The organism is Pseudotenacibaculum haliotis, assembly GCF_042684245.1.
GTDB classification, from domain to species: domain Bacteria; phylum Bacteroidota; class Bacteroidia; order Flavobacteriales; family Flavobacteriaceae; genus Polaribacter; species Polaribacter haliotis_A.
In genome coordinates this window covers 237131-254925 of sequence record NZ_JBHULH010000001.1, presented here as the reverse complement: position 1 = coordinate 254925, position 17795 = coordinate 237131, and the positions used below count along the sequence as shown (strand labels likewise).

Sequence of the window (17795 nt, the reverse complement as noted above, 5' to 3'; positions counted from 1 at the left end):
TATGAACTATAAAGAAACCAAAGCTGCAGTTACTACGGTAACTTATGACAAGGATGCAATTGAAGCGTCAACAGATAATATCTATGAGGCAATTTCTATTATTGCAAAAAGAGCTACTCAGATCAATACTGATTTGAAAAAAGAATTGATCGAAAAGTTAGATGAGTTTGCTACCTATAACGATAGCTTAGAGGAAGTTTTTGAAAACAAAGAGCAGATCGAAGTATCTAAGTTTTACGAAAAATTACCAAAACCTACTGCGATTGCTGTAGAAGAGTGGTTAGAAAATAGAGTATACCACAGAAACCCAGAAACAGAATAATGTCTATTCTAAGCGGTAAAAAGATTCTTTTAGGCGTTACAGCCGGAATTGCCGCTTATAAAACGGCTAACTTAGTCCGTTTATTTATAAAATCAGGGGCAGAAGTGCAGGTTATTATGACTCCTGCCTCAAAAGATTTTATCACTCCACTTACCTTATCAACACTTTCAAAAAATCCGGTTCACTCTACTTTTTATGACAAAGAAGAAGAGAATGAGTTGTGGAACAATCATGTTGATCTAGGATTGTGGGCAGATTACATGGTTATTGCACCGGCAACTGCCAATACCTTATCTAAAATGACTAATGGTACTTGTGATAACCTTTTATTAGCTACATATCTTTCTGCTAAGTGTCCGGTATATTTTGCTCCGGCAATGGATTTGGATATGTACAAACATCCTTCTACCAAACAAAGTTTAACCAAACTCCAAGAGTTTGGCAATACCATGATACCGGCCACCAGTGGCGAATTGGCAAGTGGATTGGTTGGAGAAGGAAGAATGGCAGAGCCAGAAGATATTGTTGCTTTTATTGAGAACGACATCCTTTCTCAATTACCATTAAAAGGGAAGAAAGTAATGATTACTGCCGGACCAACCTATGAAGCAATTGATCCGGTACGTTTTATCGGGAATCATTCATCAGGAAAAATGGGATTTGCTATTGCCAATGCTGCTGCCAATTTAGGAGCAGAGGTGTATTTGATCTCCGGACCTAGTCAACAAAAAATAGCACATTCGCTTGTAAAAAGAATAGATGTAACATCAGCAGAAGAGATGTATGAAGCGAGTCATGCACACTATCCGGATGCTGATATTGCAATTCTCTCTGCGGCTGTTGCCGACTACAGACCTAAAAATGTAGTTAATGAGAAAATAAAAAAGAAGGATACTTCGTTAGAGATAGCATTAGAACCCACAAAGGATATTTTAGCTTCTTTAGGAAAGATTAAAAAACAGCAGTTCTTGGTTGGATTCGCTTTAGAAACCAACAATGAACTAGAGCATGCTCTTGGGAAGTTAGAAAGAAAGAACTTGGATGCAATTGTATTGAATTCTTTAAAAGATAAAGGTGCAGGATTTGCTACTGACACAAATAAGATTACTTTTATAGATAAAAATAAAGCTCAGGTATCTTTCGGATTGAAATCCAAAGTAGAAGTTGCTGATGATATCCTTAGTGAAATATTAAAAAGACTCGATGCGTAAGTTTTTAGCTCTTATTGTTTTTCTCTCTACACTATCACTACAATCTCAAGAACTGAATTGTTTGGTAACTATTAATGATAATCAGGTAATAGGATCAAACAAACAAGTATTCAGAACACTGGAAAGAACCATTACAGAGTTTGTGAATCAAAAGAAGTGGACAAACAGAGATGTGAAACCACAAGAGCGTATCAATTGCGCGATGAATATTATCATCACCAAGCGAGACAATAATCAGTTTGAAGGAACTATTCAGGTACAATCTACAAGACCTGTTTACGGAACCTCTTATGAAACTCCCATTCTAAACATTAAAGACAACGACTTTAATTTTAGTTATAATGAGTTCGATCAATTTATTTACAACCCTACTACATTTGATAGCAACTTGATCTCTATGGTCACGTTTTACGTTTATGTGATTTTAGGAATGGACGCTGATACTTTTGCTTTAAGAGGAGGAGAGCAGTATTTTAAACAAGCAGAGAATGTGGTTTTACAAGCTCAGCAAAGTGGTTTAACTGCATGGACAAATCAGGTTGGAGTTCAGAATAGATTTCAATTGATTGATAATATACTAGCTCCTAACATGAGACAATTTAGATCTGTGATGTACAATTATCACAGAAACGGGTTTGATGTGTTGTCTAAAAACAAGGCACAAGGAAAGCAAACGATAGAAAATAACATCATCACCTTAGATCGACTGTTCAATAAAGTAATTGGAAACCCAATGATCCGATTGTTTTTTGATGCCAAAGCAGATGAAATCGTAAATTTATACTCCGAAGGACCCAACACAAGAAGCAAGCAGAGGATGTTGGTAGTCGTTCAAAAAATCTCACCCAACAATAGTAATAAGTGGAGAAAAATTAATTAATTTTAATTTTCGAAATTTAGAAACTTGCTTACATCTTTATCCATAAAAAATTACGCTTTAATCAATGAGCTAAACATTGATTTTCAGTCAGGTTTGTCTATTATAACAGGAGAAACCGGAGCAGGAAAATCCATTCTTTTAGGAGCGTTAGGATTGGTTTTAGGTAACAGAGCAGATACTTCTACATTAAAAGATGTAGAGAAAAAGTGTATTGTAGAAGCACAATTGGATATCGCAAAATACAAACTAGAACGTTTTTTTGAGGTGCAAGACCTAGATTACGAATCCAACACGATCATCAGAAGGGAGATTTTGCCTTCAGGAAAATCAAGGGCCTTTGTAAATGATACTCCGGTTACCTTAAGTGTATTGAACAACCTAAAAACTAGGTTGATTGATATTCACTCACAACATCAAACAATGCAACTGTCAGACCAGGAATTCCAGTTTCAATTATTGGACGCTTTGGCAGGAAATCAAAACAAATTAGAATCGTACAAAAGAGGTTTGACCCAATACCAGCATGCTAAAAAAGAATTAGAAGCGTTGGTCTTGCAACAACGAGAAGCAAATCAACAGTACGATTATAATTTGCATCTCTATAATGAGTTGATGGAAGCAGACTTGAAAGAAGATGAGCAGGAAGATCTAGAAGAGCAGTTGGAAAAGATCAACAATGTAGAAGAAATCAAGCTTCACTTATCTGAAGCTTTACAGATGACCTTTGATGATCAGATTGGCTTGCAAACATTGTTACAAACCTTGGAGAGTAAGCTTAGCAAAATAGCTCCGTATGCAAAGGAGTACGAAGAACTATCTTCCAGAATAACAAGTTTAAAGATCGAATTAAATGATATTGCGGTAGAATTAGAAAGTGCTAATGAGAATGTAGACTTCGATCCACAAAAAGCAGAAAAACTAAACGACCGATTGCAACTCATCTACAACTTACAAAAGAAACATTATGTAAGCTCAAATTCAGAACTGTTAGAACTTCAAGAGAGTCTTGCACAAAAAGTTGAAGTTGTTGAAAATGCAGAACATGCTATTCAGGAGCATCAAGAAAAAGTGAATGCTGTAGCTATAAAGCTAGATGAATTAGCCAAGAAGATCTCAGAAGCTAGAAGAAAGGTTGTTCCAAAGTTAACACGAAATTTGGAAGGGATTTTAGCAGATTTAGGAATGGCACAAGCACGTTTTTCAATTGAGCTAAATCTGTCGGACACGTATTTTAAAAATGGAAAAGACGAATTATCCTTTTTGTTTGCAGCAAACAAAGGAGGACATTTTGGAGAGCTAAAAAAAGTAGCCTCTGGAGGAGAGTTATCTAGAATCATGTTGGCAATAAAAAAAGTACTTTCTGAGAACAGTCAGTTGCCTACGATTATTTTTGATGAGATAGACACCGGAGTTTCCGGAGAGATTTCCAATAAAATGGCAAACATCATGCATGAGATGAGTCAACACATGCAAGTGATCACAATTACGCACTTACCACAAATTGCAGCGAAAGGAAATCAACATTATAAAGTATATAAAGAAGAGCAAAAAGACACAACAGTCACTCAGCTAAAACAATTGTCTGAAGACGAACGTATTGTTGAGATTGCTGAAATGTTGGGAGGGAAAGATATTTCTGATAGTGCTATGACTCATGCTAGGCAATTGCTAAATTGATCTGACAGTTAAATTGGTATACACTTCCTTCAATTTCGGTGATAACTAACAGCTAAGAACTAAAAATTAAAAAGTATATTTGCCACTTAAAACATCAACTAAAAAAAGAAGTATGTCTTATAACTTATTAAAAGGAAAAAAAGGAATCATCTTTGGAGCGTTAGATGAGAATTCTATTGCTTGGAAAGTTGCAGAGAGAGCTCATGAAGAAGGAGCTCAGATCGTGTTAACCAATGCACCTATTGCAATGAGAATGGGTGGAATTAAAGACCTAGCTGCAAAAACAGGTTCTGAGATCATTCCTGCTGATGCTACCTCTATGGAAGACTTAGAGAACTTAGTAGAAAAGTCTATGGAAATCTTAGGAGGAAAGATCGACTTTGTATTGCACTCAATAGGAATGTCTGTAAATGTTCGTAAAGGACGCCACTATACAGATTCTAAGTACGATTTTACAACCAAAGGTTGGGATGTGTCTGCTGTTTCATTTCATAAGACAATGAATGTTTTATACAATAAACAGGCTATGAATGAATGGGGAAGTATTGTTGCATTAACGTATATGGCAGCGCAAAGAGTATTCCCAGATTACAACGATATGGCAGATAATAAAGCGTATTTAGAGAGTGTAGCTCGTAGTTTTGGTTATTTCTTCGGACGTGATCATAAGGTAAGAGTGAATACAATTTCTCAATCGCCAACACCAACAACAGCAGGACAAGGAGTAAAAGGCTTTGATGGATTTATTGCCTATGCAGAAAAAATGTCTCCATTAGGAAACGCTACTGCATTAGAATGTGCAGATTATACCATTAGCTTATTCTCAGACCTAACAAAAAAAGTGACTTTACAGAACTTATTCCACGATGGAGGGTTCTCTAACATGGGTGTTAGTGATGCTGTGATGGAAAAGTTTACTGAAGAATAAAGTAAGTGAAATAAAAATATGAAAGCGCAAATCTGAAGAGGTTTGCGTTTTTTGTTTTCACAATTTTGTAAATTTCCAACTTGAAATTAAATTTCTCCATAATTGTTCCTGTATACAACAGACCTCAAGAGATCGAAGAACTTTTGCAGAGTATCTCTCAACTTGATTATTCGGATAGTTTTGAAGTAATTATCGTTGAAGATGGATCCTCAATTACATGTAAAGAAGTAGTAGAAAACTTTAGTTCTAAGCTGGCCATTCAGTATTTCTACAAAGAAAATTCTGGTCCGGGAGGAAGTAGAAATTACGGTATGGAACGAGCGAAAGGAAGTTACTTTATCATTTTAGATTCAGATGTGGTTCTACCCACGCAATACCTGAAAGTTGTATCCGAGCGATTACAAGAGAGCTATACAGATGCATTTGGAGGTCCCGATGCTGCTCACCCAGATTTTACTCCATTGCAAAAAGCGATCAATTATTCAATGACCTCTTTTTTGACAACAGGTGGAATTCGAGGGAAGAAAAAAGGAGTAGGAAAGTTTCAGCCCAGAAGTTTTAATATGGGAATCTCAAAGAAAGCTTTTCAGGTAACACAAGGATTTTCCGATATGAGAGCAGGGGAAGACATTGATATGACTTTTAGATTGTGGAAATCAGGATATACAACACAACTTATAGAAGAGGCCTATGTATATCACAAACGTAGAAATACCATTCCTAGTTTTTTCAATCAAACTTTTGCATTTGGTACAGCAAGACCCATTCTCAATAGAAAATATCCTAAAACAAAGAAATTAACCTATTGGTTTCCCAGTCTTTTCGCTTTAGGTTTTGACTTGTCTATATTATTATTGCTTTTTGGTTATTGGCAATTCATTGCTGTATACGGAATCTATTTTAGCGCGCTTTTCTCTGATGCAACTGTAGAGAATAAAAGTTTTAAAGTAGGTTTTTTAAGTATTATTACTGCACTTACTCAGTTTTTTGGTTATGGTCTTGGGTTCTTACAGTCTCTGCTTTTTCCAAACGATTAACCAGATTCAAACTCATTATTTCCAAGTTCTCTATAGCATCTGCCTTTGTTTCAAAAATGATCTTTTTGGTTTCTCTGGGAAGGAGATCAAAAAAGTTGTCAGAAAAATGACCTTTTGCATTAGCAGATAAAAACACGTCTTTTTGTAAAGTAGGAGATGTTAATTCAATAGAAAAACCTTCTTTGGATTTCTGAATTTTACGATCGATCTGAACTTTAGAAAGTTGAAGCTCTTTAGGTTTAGCAAAGTAAAAATTAGAAGATCGATCTTGAAAAGTAACAATCATCACAACTTTCTCAGGATCTATACTAAGTTCATCTAAAGAAAACTCATATGCCTTAGTACTAGTATTGGCACTGGCAGTACTATATTTCTTTGTAGACCACAATTCATTCCCATTAAAATTAATGATCTTAATAGACAGCGTATCTGTGATACTTTGTAAGTGGTCATTTACAAGGAAGGTTGATACTTTGTTGTGTCTCATCTCTGAAGAGATCAGAAGGTCTCTAAATGATCTTTTGGCTTTATAATGTAATGCTTTCCAGTTTCCAAAATAATCTATGCTAGACCATGAGATTACAGGCCAGCAATCATTTAATTGCCAATATAAGCTTCCCATATTGTATGGTCTGGCTCTTCTATGAGCTTCTATACCCATAGTGATTCCCTTTGCTTGTGTTAATTGGCTCAAATACACATATTCCTTATTGGCTTTTACTTCAGGATAATCTCGTTTCATGTAATCGTCGATTAGTTGAAAACCTCTGGAATGTTTTTGATGAGATTTCATCGCATCAGAAAAAATAGCAACATCATCATTTTCATTGATATGATTGATGGCTTCATAACTAGGAAATGATTGAAACCCAAACTCACTCATAAATCTAGGAACATTTTCTTCAAAATGTTCAAATGGATATCCATCATGCCAAACCCACCAATCGTGAGCATCTCCTTCAAATTTATATTTAGGATTTCCTCTACCGTATTTTGGAGAACTCTCCCAATAAGAAGTATTAGTTAACCTATCAACAGTATACGGAAGTATGCTGTCAAAAACTTTTTGATAGTTACTCCAGATCTCTTTTTTCTGTTCTTCGGTTTTGCCGCTTTGCCATCCCCATCTATGCCAACCTTCAGAGTTTTCGTTGTTACCACACCATACAGCTATACTGGCATGATTTCTTAATCGTTCAACCTGATCGATAGCTTCTTGTTGTACATTTTCAAGAAACGCTTGATCTCCGGGATACATTGCGCAAGCAAACATGAAGTCTTGCCAAACCAAAATCCCTTTTTCATCACATAAATCATAAAAAATGTCATTCTCATATATACCACCACCCCAAACACGTAGCATATTCATATTGGCGTCTACAACATCATCCAGCAAATTTTGATAATGTTTTTGAGAAACTTGATTTTGTAAACTGTTCTGTGGGATATAATTTGCTCCCTTCATAAAAACAGGAACGTTATTTACCTTGAAGTAAAAAGATTCACCAATACTGTCTTTTTCTGTAACCAACTCAATAGTTCTAACACCGTGCTTGATGCTTTTTTCTGCTAAAATTGTACCTTTAGAAATAACTTTTAAGTCAATATCATAAAGGTGTGGATCTCCTAAATTATGCGGCCACCAAAGCTGAGGTTTATTTATTGAAATAGGAACTGTATAATCATAAGTGCCTTTTTCTAATTGAATTGTTTGTTGAAATTTCTTTCCGTTTACTTCTGCAATAATTTCAGCTTCCGAACTAATATCAGAAGAAAGAATAAGTTCAGCAGATAGTGATGCATCTGTTTCAGTAATCAAACCTTGAGAAACAAAAACATCTTTCAGAACAACAGTGTTCCATGCTTTTAGGTATACATCTTTCCAAACCCCGGAAGTATTTAGTTTTGGACCCCAATCCCAACCATATTGAAACTGAGCTTTTCTTGTAAAAACACGGTTGCCTTCTGGCAATTCATACGCTAGTTTTTCTTTTTCACGAACTTCTTGAATTTCTGTGCTTTCAAATTCAATACGCAATTGATTTTCTAATGTAAGCGATTCTTTTACCGAAACTGAATAGGTTCTAAAAGCATTAGTAGCTGTTAAGATCAATTGATTATTTAAATAAACTTTAGCATAAGTGTCTAGACCTTCAAAAGTCAGTTCAATATGTTTTCTCTTTAAGAACTCTTCATCCACAGAAAACTCAGAGCGATATGTCCAATCTGTTTCTGATACCCATTGTACTTTTTCTTCATTTGTGCTTACAAAAGGGTCTTCAATGAGTTTGTTGTTTAAAAGATCGGTAAAAACATTTCCGGGAACAGTAGCAACATTCCATTCACCGGCACTTTTACTTTTAAATGACCAATTAGCATGAAGCTTTTGAACAATAGGGAGTTCTTTTTTAGGTTGACAATTCCATAGGAAAACACAACAAAAGAAATAAAGGAGAAGTTGCTTATTCATGAATTTTAGAAAGAATGTTTTTGATGGTGTCTATATCTGAAAATGTAATTGTTGTTTCGTCAAAAAAAGACGGGCTGTTCATAGAAATTTTTGGAGTAGCAATGGTTTGTATCTGCGTAGAAGCAGAAAAATGTACTTCATTAAATCCGGCTTCTTTAAACATTTGTATGTTATGTACTTTAATGCCTCCTCCTGGTAGTATTTTAACAGGTGAAAGGTCTTTTAGTTCTCTTAGTAAAGAAATTCCCTTTTCGGCAGAAGTTTTCTGACCGGATGTAAGTACTCTGTGTACTCCAATTTTTTCCAAATCACTTATTGCATCTTTAGGATTTGAAATCCAGTCAAAAGCTCTGTGAAAAGTAAAGCTCATGGGATGAGAAAGTTCAACCAGTTCTTGGGTTCTTACAAGGTCTATAGAAGCGTTGGGATGCAAAACTCCTGATACAATTCCAGCACAACCCAATTCTTTACATAAGAGAATGTTCTGTTTCATGATCTCAAATTCATCATCAGAATATGTAAAATCGCCACCTCTGGGGCGAATCAGCACATGAACAGGAATAGAGAGTTCACTCATCACTTTTTTGAGCAATCCGTAGGAAGGAGTAATGCCACCCACAGCTAACTCTGAGCACAATTCAATTCTGTGAGCTCCCGCTTTTTCTGCATTGATAGCTGATTGATATGAATTAGCACAAATTTCTACAACCATGTTATTCAATAACTATTTCATCAATAAAAGTCCACGCTTTGTTTCCTCCACCTTGTTTTCCTTCAGGAATAATACCATAATTAGGAATGATTAATCTAATACTCTTACAAAATAAATTTTCCTCTTCTGAGAAGTCTATTTGTACATCAGAAATAGTTTTTTTGTTAGAATAAAGCCCAACTGTTTGCGTAATACTACTTTCGTTTGCTTTGTTAAATTCAATAGATAATGATACAGGAGCATAGATCCATTGCCCATTTCCGTTATGAAAACGAGTAGAGATAGAATTTATCTCTGTAGGTTTATCAAATTCAATGGTAATCTCGATGTCTTCACCCCAGAAACCTAGCCATTCTTTGTCTCCATAACGTTTGTTGTTTCCTGAGATACCATTGACTAAAGCTTCTTTTCCACCAGCATTATAAGAAGGATGTGGCTCTTTATTGATACTGATCTTAGCGCCAACACCTTTGTGTAATTTAACCTTTTGTTCAAACTCATAACCCATTGCTTTTCCTTCGTCATTCTTTACAACGGCTTTGATGTTCATGGAAGCATCAACAGGAATAGGAGATTTGTATAGAGTTGTTGGTTCGCTTCCATCAGTAGAATAATAGATCGAATAGGATTGAGATACAGTGCTTAACTCATAAGTTAGCTTGCCATCATGATTCTGCAACTTTCCTTTTACTTCATAAATATGATTTGCATAATTAACGTCTAAATGATCAAGCCTTCTTTGAAATTGTTCCAATCGATTGATAAAACCGTTATAGTTTTTATGTTCTGGAGTAGACCATAAAACTTCGCTCAAAGCAATAGCTCTTGGAAATGTCATGTATTCTACTTGTTGAGAAGTAGGAATGTACTCGGTCCATACATTTCCTTGCCCTCCTAATACATATTTAGCTTCGTCTTCTGTGAGTTCTTTTGGAACCGGATTAAAAGAATACACTTTTTCCAAAGGAAGAAAACCTCCAATGGCTGTAGGCTCTTTCTCGTTATCTGATTGGTAATAATCAAAATAACAATGTGAAGTAGGAGTAAGAATCACATCATGGCCTTCTTTGGCAGCCTGAACAGCACCGCCAACTCCACGCCAAGACATCACAGTAGCATTAGGAGCTAGACCTCCTTCCAAAATTTCATCCCATCCAATAATTTGCTTCCCTTTAGAATTGATGTATTTTTCCATTCGTTGAATGAAATAGCTCTGCAATCCGTGTTCATCTTTTAATCCTTCTTTTTTGATCAATTTTTGACAATGACTACAATTCTTCCAACGAGTTTTTGGAGCTTCATCACCACCAATATGAATGTATTTTCCAGGGAAAAGCGTAATTACTTCATCAATTACATCTTCTAAGAATTTAAAAGTAGATTCACTTGGGCAATACACTTCTTCAAAAATTCCCCACTTGGTAGCAACTTCTACTTGCTTACCTGTACACCCTAATTCAGGGTAAGCTGCAATAGCAGCCTGTGAATGTCCGGGCATTTCTATTTCCGGAATCACAGTAACTTGTCTTTGTTGAGCATAAGCAACAATATCTTTGATCTGCTCTTGAGTGTAATAACCACCGTATTTTTTTCCGTCGAACTTGTGAGGTTGATCACTGTAATGACCAATCAGTGTTTCTTTTCTAAAAGCTGCGACCTCTTGCAGTTTTGGGTATTTTTTAATCTCAATTCTCCAACCTTGATCTTCTGTCAGATGCCAATGAAAAGTGTTCATCTTTAATCGAGAGATCAAGTCGATATACTTTTTGATAAAATCAACTGAGTAAAAATGTCTCCCAACATCTAAGTGCATCCCTCTATATCGGAATTGAGGCTTGTCTTTAATTTCTACACAAGGAAGTGCAGTAGTTTTATTTTTGTCAATATCAACAGGAAACAACTGAAGCAAGCTTTGCACTGCATAAAAGGCACCTTTCTTTGTTTTAGCCTGAATATGAATTTGATTAGGAGTAACAGAGAGTTCATATCCTTCATCATTATCAATTTCATCATTTAAAGAAAAAACGATTTGATGTTTCTCATCGGAATTTTTGGTAGTAATATCCAATTCAGATTTTAAAAAATCAGTTAAATAATTGGCAACAGAAGCAAACTGTATTTCTGTTTTTAAAGAGATTGTGCTTTCAAAGACAAAATTTCCAGACGAAATAGATTGCTCTAAAGGTTTAGGGATAATTGCAATTTCATCAACTTTATTAGGCTGTTGCTGACAATTGAACAAGAATAATGCAATAAAGAGAATAAGGTAATATGGGTGCTTCATTTTTAGTATATTCGGTTCATAAAAATAAACAACTCAATTCAATGAAGAACTACAATTGGCTTCTTATTGTTTTTGTAGCTACTTTTTTTTCCTGCAAAGACAAAGAAACCCCATCTGAAGCTAGCAAAGACAAACCGCTTATTTCTTATGTAAACCCTTTTATTGGTACCGGAGGACACGGCCATACGTACCCTGGAGCAACAATGCCGTTTGGTATGATGCAATTAAGCCCTGATACTCGTTTAGATGGTTGGGACGGTTGTTCAGGATACCATTATTCAGATGAATACATCTATGGTTTTTCTCACACACATTTAAGTGGAACCGGAGTTTCTGACTACGGAGATATTTTGTTGATGCCTACAAACAAAGTTGTGTTTAACAATGGGGCAGACAAAAAAGAAGGATATCGTGCTCATTTTTCGCATGATAATGAAGTAGCAGAGCCTGGATTTTATAAAGTTTTGTTAGATGATAAGAATATTAATGTTGAATTGACTGTATCTGAAAGAAGCGGTATTCATAAATATATGTTTCCTAAGAATGCTCCACAGATCATTATGTTGGATCTAGAACACAGAGATGAGGTTTTAGAAGCAAAGATCAATGAAGTAGATAAAAACACAATTTCAGGATTCCGTCATTCCAAGGCTTGGGCAACAAAGCAAATGTTGTTTTTTCATATGAGTTTTTCGCATACGATCAAATCTATCAAGTACAATAAGGATAAGAGAATTGCCGGAATTGAATTAGAAAATCCTAATAACGAACCTGTATATATAAAAGTAGGAATCAGTCCTGTTGATGAAGAAGGAGCAAAGAAGAATATGGAGGCAGAGATTGGAGATAAAACCTTCACTCAGGTTAAAAAAGAAGCTCAAGATAAATGGGAAAGCCAACTAGAGAAAATTGTTATTGAAGGTTCTAACAACGATTACAAAACTAATTTTTATACCTCTATGTATCATGTGATGATCGCTCCTAACTTGTATCAAGATGTTGATGGGAGATACAGAGGAATGGATCTGAATGTACATGAAGCTAAAGATTTTGATTACTATACCGTATTCTCTCTGTGGGATACATATAGAGCAGCGCACCCATTATATACCATCTTGGAACAGGAAAGAACCAACGATTTTATCAATACATTCTTAGCAAAATATGATGAAGGAGGAATCATGCCTATTTGGGATCTTTCTGCTTGTTATACAGGATGTATGATTGGATATCATGCAGTGCCTGTAATTGCTGATGCTTATTTAAAAGGAATACAAGGATACGATGCAGAAAAAGCATTACAAGCAATGAAGCATTCGGCTACCAGAGATAAACTAGGTTTGGAAAGCTATAAGGAGTTTGGATTTATTCCGGTTGAAAAAGAATCAGAATCGGTATCTAAAACTTTAGAGTATGCTTACGACGATTGGACGATTGCTCAAATGGCAAAAGCAATGGGTAAGCAAGACGATTATAAAAACTATACAGAAAGAGCACAGTTCTATAAGAATATATATGATCCGCAAAGTCAATTTATGAGAGGGCGTTTCAGAAATACTTGGTTTGCTCCTTTTGATCCTTATGAAGTAAACTTCAATTATACAGAAGCCAATTCATGGCAGTACAGTTTTTATGTGCCTCAAGATGTTACCGGATTTATGGAGTTGATGGGAGGAAAACAAGCACTGGAAGCACAGTTGGATAAATTATTTACTGCCAAACAAGAAACATCAGGAAGAAATCAAGCAGACATTACAGGGTTAATAGGGCAATATGCACACGGAAACGAACCGAGTCATCATATGGCTTATCTGTACAATTTTGTAAACAAACCGCACAAGACACAAGAAAAAATATATCAAATCTTAACAGAGTTATATACCAATACTCCTGATGGAATTTCAGGAAATGAAGACTGTGGTCAAATGAGTGCTTGGTACATTTTTAGCTCCTTAGGATTTTACCCGGTAACACCGGCTGCCAATGAATATATTATAGGAACACCATTGTTTGACAAAGCAACTATTAATTTAGAAAACGGCAAACAATTTACAGTAGCAGCAGAATCTTTGTCTGCAGATAACAAATACATCAAGGCAGTATATTTAAACGGAAAAGAGCACCCATATTCTTATATCTCTCATGAAGATATCGTAAATGGAGGAAGTTTGATTTTTGAAATGACAAACACACCTTCAGACTGGGGAACACAAGATAAATATATTCCTTCAACCGAAATTGAAGAATATCAAATTGTTCCGGCACCTTTTATTGCTAAAGGTGATGTAGCTTTTAAAGGAAGTACAGAGGTTAGCTTACAATCTGTAGATAAAAACTCTGAGATCTATTATACGTTAGGTGGTGAGTTTACTAAGTATGAACAACCATTTACCATTTCAGAAAAATCTACATTAAAGGTGTACGCACAAAACGGAGAAGATAAAAGTGCTACTATAACAACTGATTTTTATAAGATCGATCCGAATATAAAGATTGAACTGAAAACAAAATATGCAAACCAATACAACGCAGGAGGAGATGATGCTCTTATTGATGGAATATTGGGGGCAGAAGACTTTAGAACAGGTACCTGGCAAGGATATTGGAACGAAGATGTAATTGCAATTGTAGACCTAGGAAAAAAGAAAGAAATATCTTCTATTGAAGTTAATTTCTTAAGAGATCAACGTAGTTGGATCTTCTTACCTACAGAAGTTGAATTCTATCATTCATCAGATGGAAAGAAATTCAGAAAGATTAAAGATTGGAAAGCACCTAAGCCATTTAATACAGATGATGTGATTATTGAAGAGGTAAAAGCTTCTCAGAAGATCAATTCCAGATACATTAAAGTAGTTGCTAAAAAACTTGGAAAACTACCAAAATGGCATTTAGGATACCCACATGACGGAAGATCTTGGATCTTTATTGATGAAATTCAGATCAAATAAGATGAAGAAGTTTTTAATAGTATCTTCTATTGTCTTTTGTATTGGTTGCAATACTCAAAAAGAATCAGCAGAAGAGGCTGTATTCGAAAAAGAATTATCAGAACATGTAAACCCTATGATAGGAACCAGTAAGATGGGACATGTTTTTCCGGGAGCTACAGTTCCTTTTGGAATGGTTCAATTAAGCCCTCAAACGAACTTTGAGGTAATGTTCAAAGAAGGGAAATACAATACCAAGACTTATGAATATTGTGCCGGATACCAATATAAAGATTCTACAATTATAGGATTTGCTCACACAAATTTTAGTGGAACAGGTCATTCAGATTTAGGAGATCTATTGGTAATGCCAACCGTTGGGAAATTAATCTTGGACCCAATAAGAACAAAAGAGAACACAAAAGGGTTTTATTCAAAATTTTCTCACGACAGAGAAGAAGCCAAGGCAGGGTATTATAAAGTAGATTTAGAAGACTACAATATAAAGGCCGAGCTAACTGCAACAGAACGCGTAGGATTTCATCAATATACATTTCCGAAATCTGAAGAATCAAGAATTTTGTTGGATCTAGTGTACAATGTTTATCATCACGAAAATAAGAATGTATGGACTTTCTTACGAGTAGAGAATGATACTCTAGTTACAGGGTATAGACAAACAAAAGGATGGGCACGAACAAAAAAAGTGTTTTTTGCGATTTCTTTCTCAAAACCATTTAAAAGTTATGGGCATAAGAAATATGATCAAGAAACGTATGATGGTTTTTACAGGCGTTTTAAGCAGGATGAAAACTTTCCTGAAATGGCAGGAAAAAATATAAGAGCGTATTTTAACTTCAATACTAAAGAAGGAGAGAAAATTAAATTGAAGTTTGCATTATCATCAGTAAGCACAGATGGAGCACTAAAAAATATGCAAGCAGAAATTACTGATTGGGATTTTGATAAGACAAAAAAACAAGCTAAAGATAAATGGAATAAAGAGCTTTCTAAAATTGAAGTAGAGACAATAGAGGAATCTCAAAAAGAAGTTTTTTATACTGCACTATATCATACCATGTTGAGTCCCATTTTATATGAAGATGTAGATGGGAACTACAGAGGGTTAGATCAAAATATTCATAACTCTAAAGGATTTACTAACTATACCATTTTTTCGCTTTGGGATACTTACAGAGCATTACACCCATTGTTTAATATTATTCAACAGGAGCGAAATAACGATATGGTAAAATCTATGTTAGCCCATCAAGAAGAAAGTGTACACAATATGCTACCTATTTGGAGTCATTACGCTAATGAAAACTGGTGTATGATTGGATATCATGCAACTTCTGTTATTGCAGATGCAGTTGTTAAAAATGTTGGAGATTTTGATAAGAAGAAAGCATTGCTGGCCTCTGTAGAAACAGCTAATGTTTCTTATTTTGACGGATTGGGTGATTACATTAAATACAAGTATGTTCCAGATGATAAAAGTCACTCTTCGGTTTCAAAGACGTTAGAATTGGCTTATGATGATTGGACAATTGCGCAGATCGCAAACAATGTAGGAGATGCTTCAACGGAAAAAGTATTTTTAGAGAGATCTGAATACTATAAGAATGTTTTCAATAAAGAAAACGGTTATATGAGCCCAAAGTTATCTGATGGAACTTTTAGAAAAAACTTTGATCCATTAGATACCCATGGACAGGGTTTTATTGAGGGAAATGCATGGAATTACGGTTTGTATGTGCCTCATCAATTAGATAAAATGGTAGAAATGATGGGAGGAAAGAAAAGATTCTCTTTGCGTTTAGATTCGTTATTTACAATGGAATTAGATGATAAATACATTGCTAAACACGAAGACATTACAAGAGACGGTATTATAGGTAACTATGTACATGGTAATGAGCCAGGACATCATATTCCTTATTTGTATAACTGGACAGGAGACGATTATAAAACTCAAGAAAGAGTAAGAATGATTATGGATACAATGTACGGACCGGGTGTTGAAGGTTTGTGTGGAAATGATGATGCAGGACAAATGAGTGCATGGTATATCTTTAGTTCTTTAGGCTTTTATCCGGTTGTACCCGGTTCTGATAAATATGCTTTAGGAAGCCCTCTTGTTAAAAAAGCAATCATCAATCTTGAAAACGGGAAAAAATTAACTATATCAACTGAAAATCAAAGTAAGGAAAATGTGTATGTAAGCAGTTTAACTATCAACGGAAAACGTATTGATAGAAACTATATCTTGCATCAAGAACTAATGAATGGAGGAGAATTTATTTTTACGATGTCTGATACTCCAAAAAATTAACAAAAAATGAAAAGAAGAAACTTTTTAAAGAATGCGTCACTTTCAACTATAGGAGTCGTTGCAGCAGTAAATGTTGCAGGATGTGAAACAAAAAAAGAAGAAAAAGCAATTCCAGTTACAGGAAAAGATCCTGTAAGACCGTTAGTTATTGCAACTTGGAATACCCCTTCTGCGGTAAATGCAGCAGCTGAAGTATTGGCAAAAGGAGGCACTTCATTAGATGCTGTAGAACAAGGTTGTATCGTAGAAGAAGCTAATGTAAAAAATACAACTGTAGGAAAAGGTGGATTGCCAGATAGAGATGGTCGTGTTACTTTGGATGCATGTATTATGAATAAAGAAGGAGGATATGGTGCAGTAATGTGTGTGCAAAACATAACCCATGTTATTTCCCTAGCTAGAAAGGTAATGGAAGAAACGCCTCACGTAATTATGGTTGGAGAAGGAGCAGAACAATTTGGATATTCGCAAGGATTTAAAAAAGAAAACCTTCTAACGGAGAGCTCAAAAAAAGCTTGGGAAAAATGGAAGGAAAAATCAGAATACAAGCCTATTATCAATATTGAGAATCACGATACTATTGGAATGTTAGCCATAGACGAAAACGGAGATATTTCTGGAGCGTGTACAACTAGCGGTCTAGCCTATAAGATGGCTGGTAGAGTAGGAGACTCGCCAGTTATTGGATCAGGCTTGTTCATCGACAATGAAGTTGGAGGAGCAACAGCTACAGGATTGGGTGAAGAGGTTTTAAAAACCGTAGGTAGCTTCTTGATCGTAGAACTGATGCGCCAAGGAAAAACACCACAAGAAGCTTGTGAAGAAGCTATTAAAAGAATTGTAGACAAACCGGGAAGTAATTACAAGAACTTCCAAGTAGGATATGTAGCTGTGAACAAACAAGGAGACTACGGAGCCTATTCTATTCATAAACATTTTAGTTACAACCTATACAAAGACAAAGAAAACAAGAATCACAAATCAGACTTTTATATTAAAGAAGGGTAAG

General features: G+C 35.3%; 12 protein-coding genes. 9 read left to right on the top strand and 3 right to left on the bottom strand.

Annotated elements, in window-relative coordinates; genetic code table 11:
• Position 1 precedes the first annotated feature (1 nt).
• The 6 genes from ACFSRZ_RS01185 to ACFSRZ_RS01160 all read left to right on the top strand — a co-directional run bounded on the left by ACFSRZ_RS01185 (position 2) and on the right by ACFSRZ_RS01160 (position 6055).
• The gene (locus tag ACFSRZ_RS01185) at positions 2-322 is read left to right on the top strand and encodes a DNA-directed RNA polymerase subunit omega (RefSeq protein WP_379664686.1); all 321 of its coding nucleotides are present in this window, start codon (positions 2-4) and stop codon (positions 320-322) included.
• Complete coding sequence (gene coaBC, locus ACFSRZ_RS01180) at positions 322-1533, top strand: bifunctional phosphopantothenoylcysteine decarboxylase/phosphopantothenate--cysteine ligase CoaBC (RefSeq protein ID WP_379664685.1); 1212 nt, start codon at positions 322-324, stop codon at positions 1531-1533. Before ACFSRZ_RS01185 ends, coaBC begins: the two co-directional genes overlap by 1 nt.
• A complete protein-coding gene (gene porD, locus ACFSRZ_RS01175) occupies positions 1526-2413 on the top strand; it encodes a type IX secretion system protein PorD (protein WP_379664684.1) in 888 nt (295 codons plus the stop codon). Before coaBC ends, porD begins: the two co-directional genes overlap by 8 nt.
• Before the next feature lie 24 nt (positions 2414-2437).
• On the top strand, positions 2438-4090 hold the full coding sequence (recN, locus tag ACFSRZ_RS01170) for a DNA repair protein RecN (protein ID WP_379664683.1): 1653 nt from the start codon (positions 2438-2440) through the stop codon (positions 4088-4090).
• A 112-nt stretch (positions 4091-4202) separates the two neighbouring features.
• Positions 4203-5018 carry an enoyl-ACP reductase FabI gene (locus ACFSRZ_RS01165; RefSeq protein ID WP_379664682.1) on the top strand — a complete coding sequence of 272 codons (816 nt, stop codon included), beginning with the start codon at positions 4203-4205 and terminating at the stop codon, positions 5016-5018.
• 80 nt (positions 5019-5098) lie between these two features.
• The gene (locus tag ACFSRZ_RS01160; protein ID WP_379664681.1) at positions 5099-6055 is read left to right on the top strand and encodes a glycosyltransferase; all 957 of its coding nucleotides are present in this window, start codon (positions 5099-5101) and stop codon (positions 6053-6055) included.
• Here the strand turns inward: ACFSRZ_RS01160 and ACFSRZ_RS01155 are convergent.
• From ACFSRZ_RS01155 to ACFSRZ_RS01145, 3 genes are read right to left on the bottom strand one after another with little or no spacing between them, the layout of a single operon-like run.
• Positions 5994-8525: a beta-mannosidase gene (locus ACFSRZ_RS01155; protein ID WP_379664680.1), complete on the bottom strand. Its 2532-nt coding sequence runs from the start codon at positions 8523-8525 to the stop codon at positions 5994-5996. The genes ACFSRZ_RS01160 and ACFSRZ_RS01155 overlap by 62 nt on opposite strands.
• Positions 8518-9237, bottom strand: coding sequence for a copper homeostasis protein CutC (locus ACFSRZ_RS01150; protein WP_379664679.1), 720 nt, complete (start codon positions 9235-9237; stop codon positions 8518-8520). Before ACFSRZ_RS01150 ends, ACFSRZ_RS01155 begins: the two co-directional genes overlap by 8 nt.
• Position 9238: 1 nt before the next feature.
• Positions 9239-11521: a beta-N-acetylhexosaminidase gene (locus ACFSRZ_RS01145; protein WP_379664678.1), complete on the bottom strand. Its 2283-nt coding sequence runs from the start codon at positions 11519-11521 to the stop codon at positions 9239-9241.
• Positions 11522-11562: 41 nt separating this feature from the next.
• Here ACFSRZ_RS01145 and ACFSRZ_RS01140 point away from each other — a divergent pair, with 41 nt between their 5' ends.
• The 3 genes from ACFSRZ_RS01140 to ACFSRZ_RS01130 are packed head-to-tail and all read left to right on the top strand — an operon-like array spanning position 11563 to position 17794.
• The gene (locus ACFSRZ_RS01140; protein WP_379664677.1) at positions 11563-14472 is read left to right on the top strand and encodes a GH92 family glycosyl hydrolase; all 2910 of its coding nucleotides are present in this window, start codon (positions 11563-11565) and stop codon (positions 14470-14472) included.
• 1 nt (position 14473) lies between these two features.
• Entirely contained in the window at positions 14474-16786 is a 2313-nt protein-coding gene (locus tag ACFSRZ_RS01135) for a GH92 family glycosyl hydrolase (RefSeq protein WP_379664676.1), read from the top strand.
• A gap of 6 nt (positions 16787-16792) precedes the next feature.
• Positions 16793-17794: a N(4)-(beta-N-acetylglucosaminyl)-L-asparaginase gene (locus tag ACFSRZ_RS01130; protein WP_379664675.1), complete on the top strand. Its 1002-nt coding sequence runs from the start codon at positions 16793-16795 to the stop codon at positions 17792-17794.
• Position 17795: the final 1 nt, after the last annotated feature.

Bases quoted from the DNA above. Each gene is read 5' to 3' on its own strand.
- ACFSRZ_RS01145 (WP_379664678.1), bottom strand. From the start codon at position 11,521: ATGAAGCACCCATATTACCTTATTCTCTTTATTGCATTATTCTTGTTC.
- ACFSRZ_RS01140 (WP_379664677.1), top strand. From the start codon at position 11,563: ATGAAGAACTACAATTGGCTTCTTATTGTTTTTGTAGCTACTTTTTTT.
- porD (WP_379664684.1), top strand. From the start codon at position 1,526: ATGCGTAAGTTTTTAGCTCTTATTGTTTTTCTCTCTACACTATCACTA.
- ACFSRZ_RS01130 (WP_379664675.1), top strand. From the start codon at position 16,793: ATGAAAAGAAGAAACTTTTTAAAGAATGCGTCACTTTCAACTATAGGA.
- ACFSRZ_RS01185 (WP_379664686.1), top strand. From the start codon at position 2: ATGAACTATAAAGAAACCAAAGCTGCAGTTACTACGGTAACTTATGAC.
- coaBC (WP_379664685.1), top strand. From the start codon at position 322: ATGTCTATTCTAAGCGGTAAAAAGATTCTTTTAGGCGTTACAGCCGGA.
- ACFSRZ_RS01150 (WP_379664679.1), bottom strand. From the start codon at position 9,237: ATGGTTGTAGAAATTTGTGCTAATTCATATCAATCAGCTATCAATGCA.
- ACFSRZ_RS01135 (WP_379664676.1), top strand. From the start codon at position 14,474: ATGAAGAAGTTTTTAATAGTATCTTCTATTGTCTTTTGTATTGGTTGC.
- ACFSRZ_RS01155 (WP_379664680.1), bottom strand. From the start codon at position 8,525: ATGAATAAGCAACTTCTCCTTTATTTCTTTTGTTGTGTTTTCCTATGG.
- ACFSRZ_RS01165 (WP_379664682.1), top strand. From the start codon at position 4,203: ATGTCTTATAACTTATTAAAAGGAAAAAAAGGAATCATCTTTGGAGCG.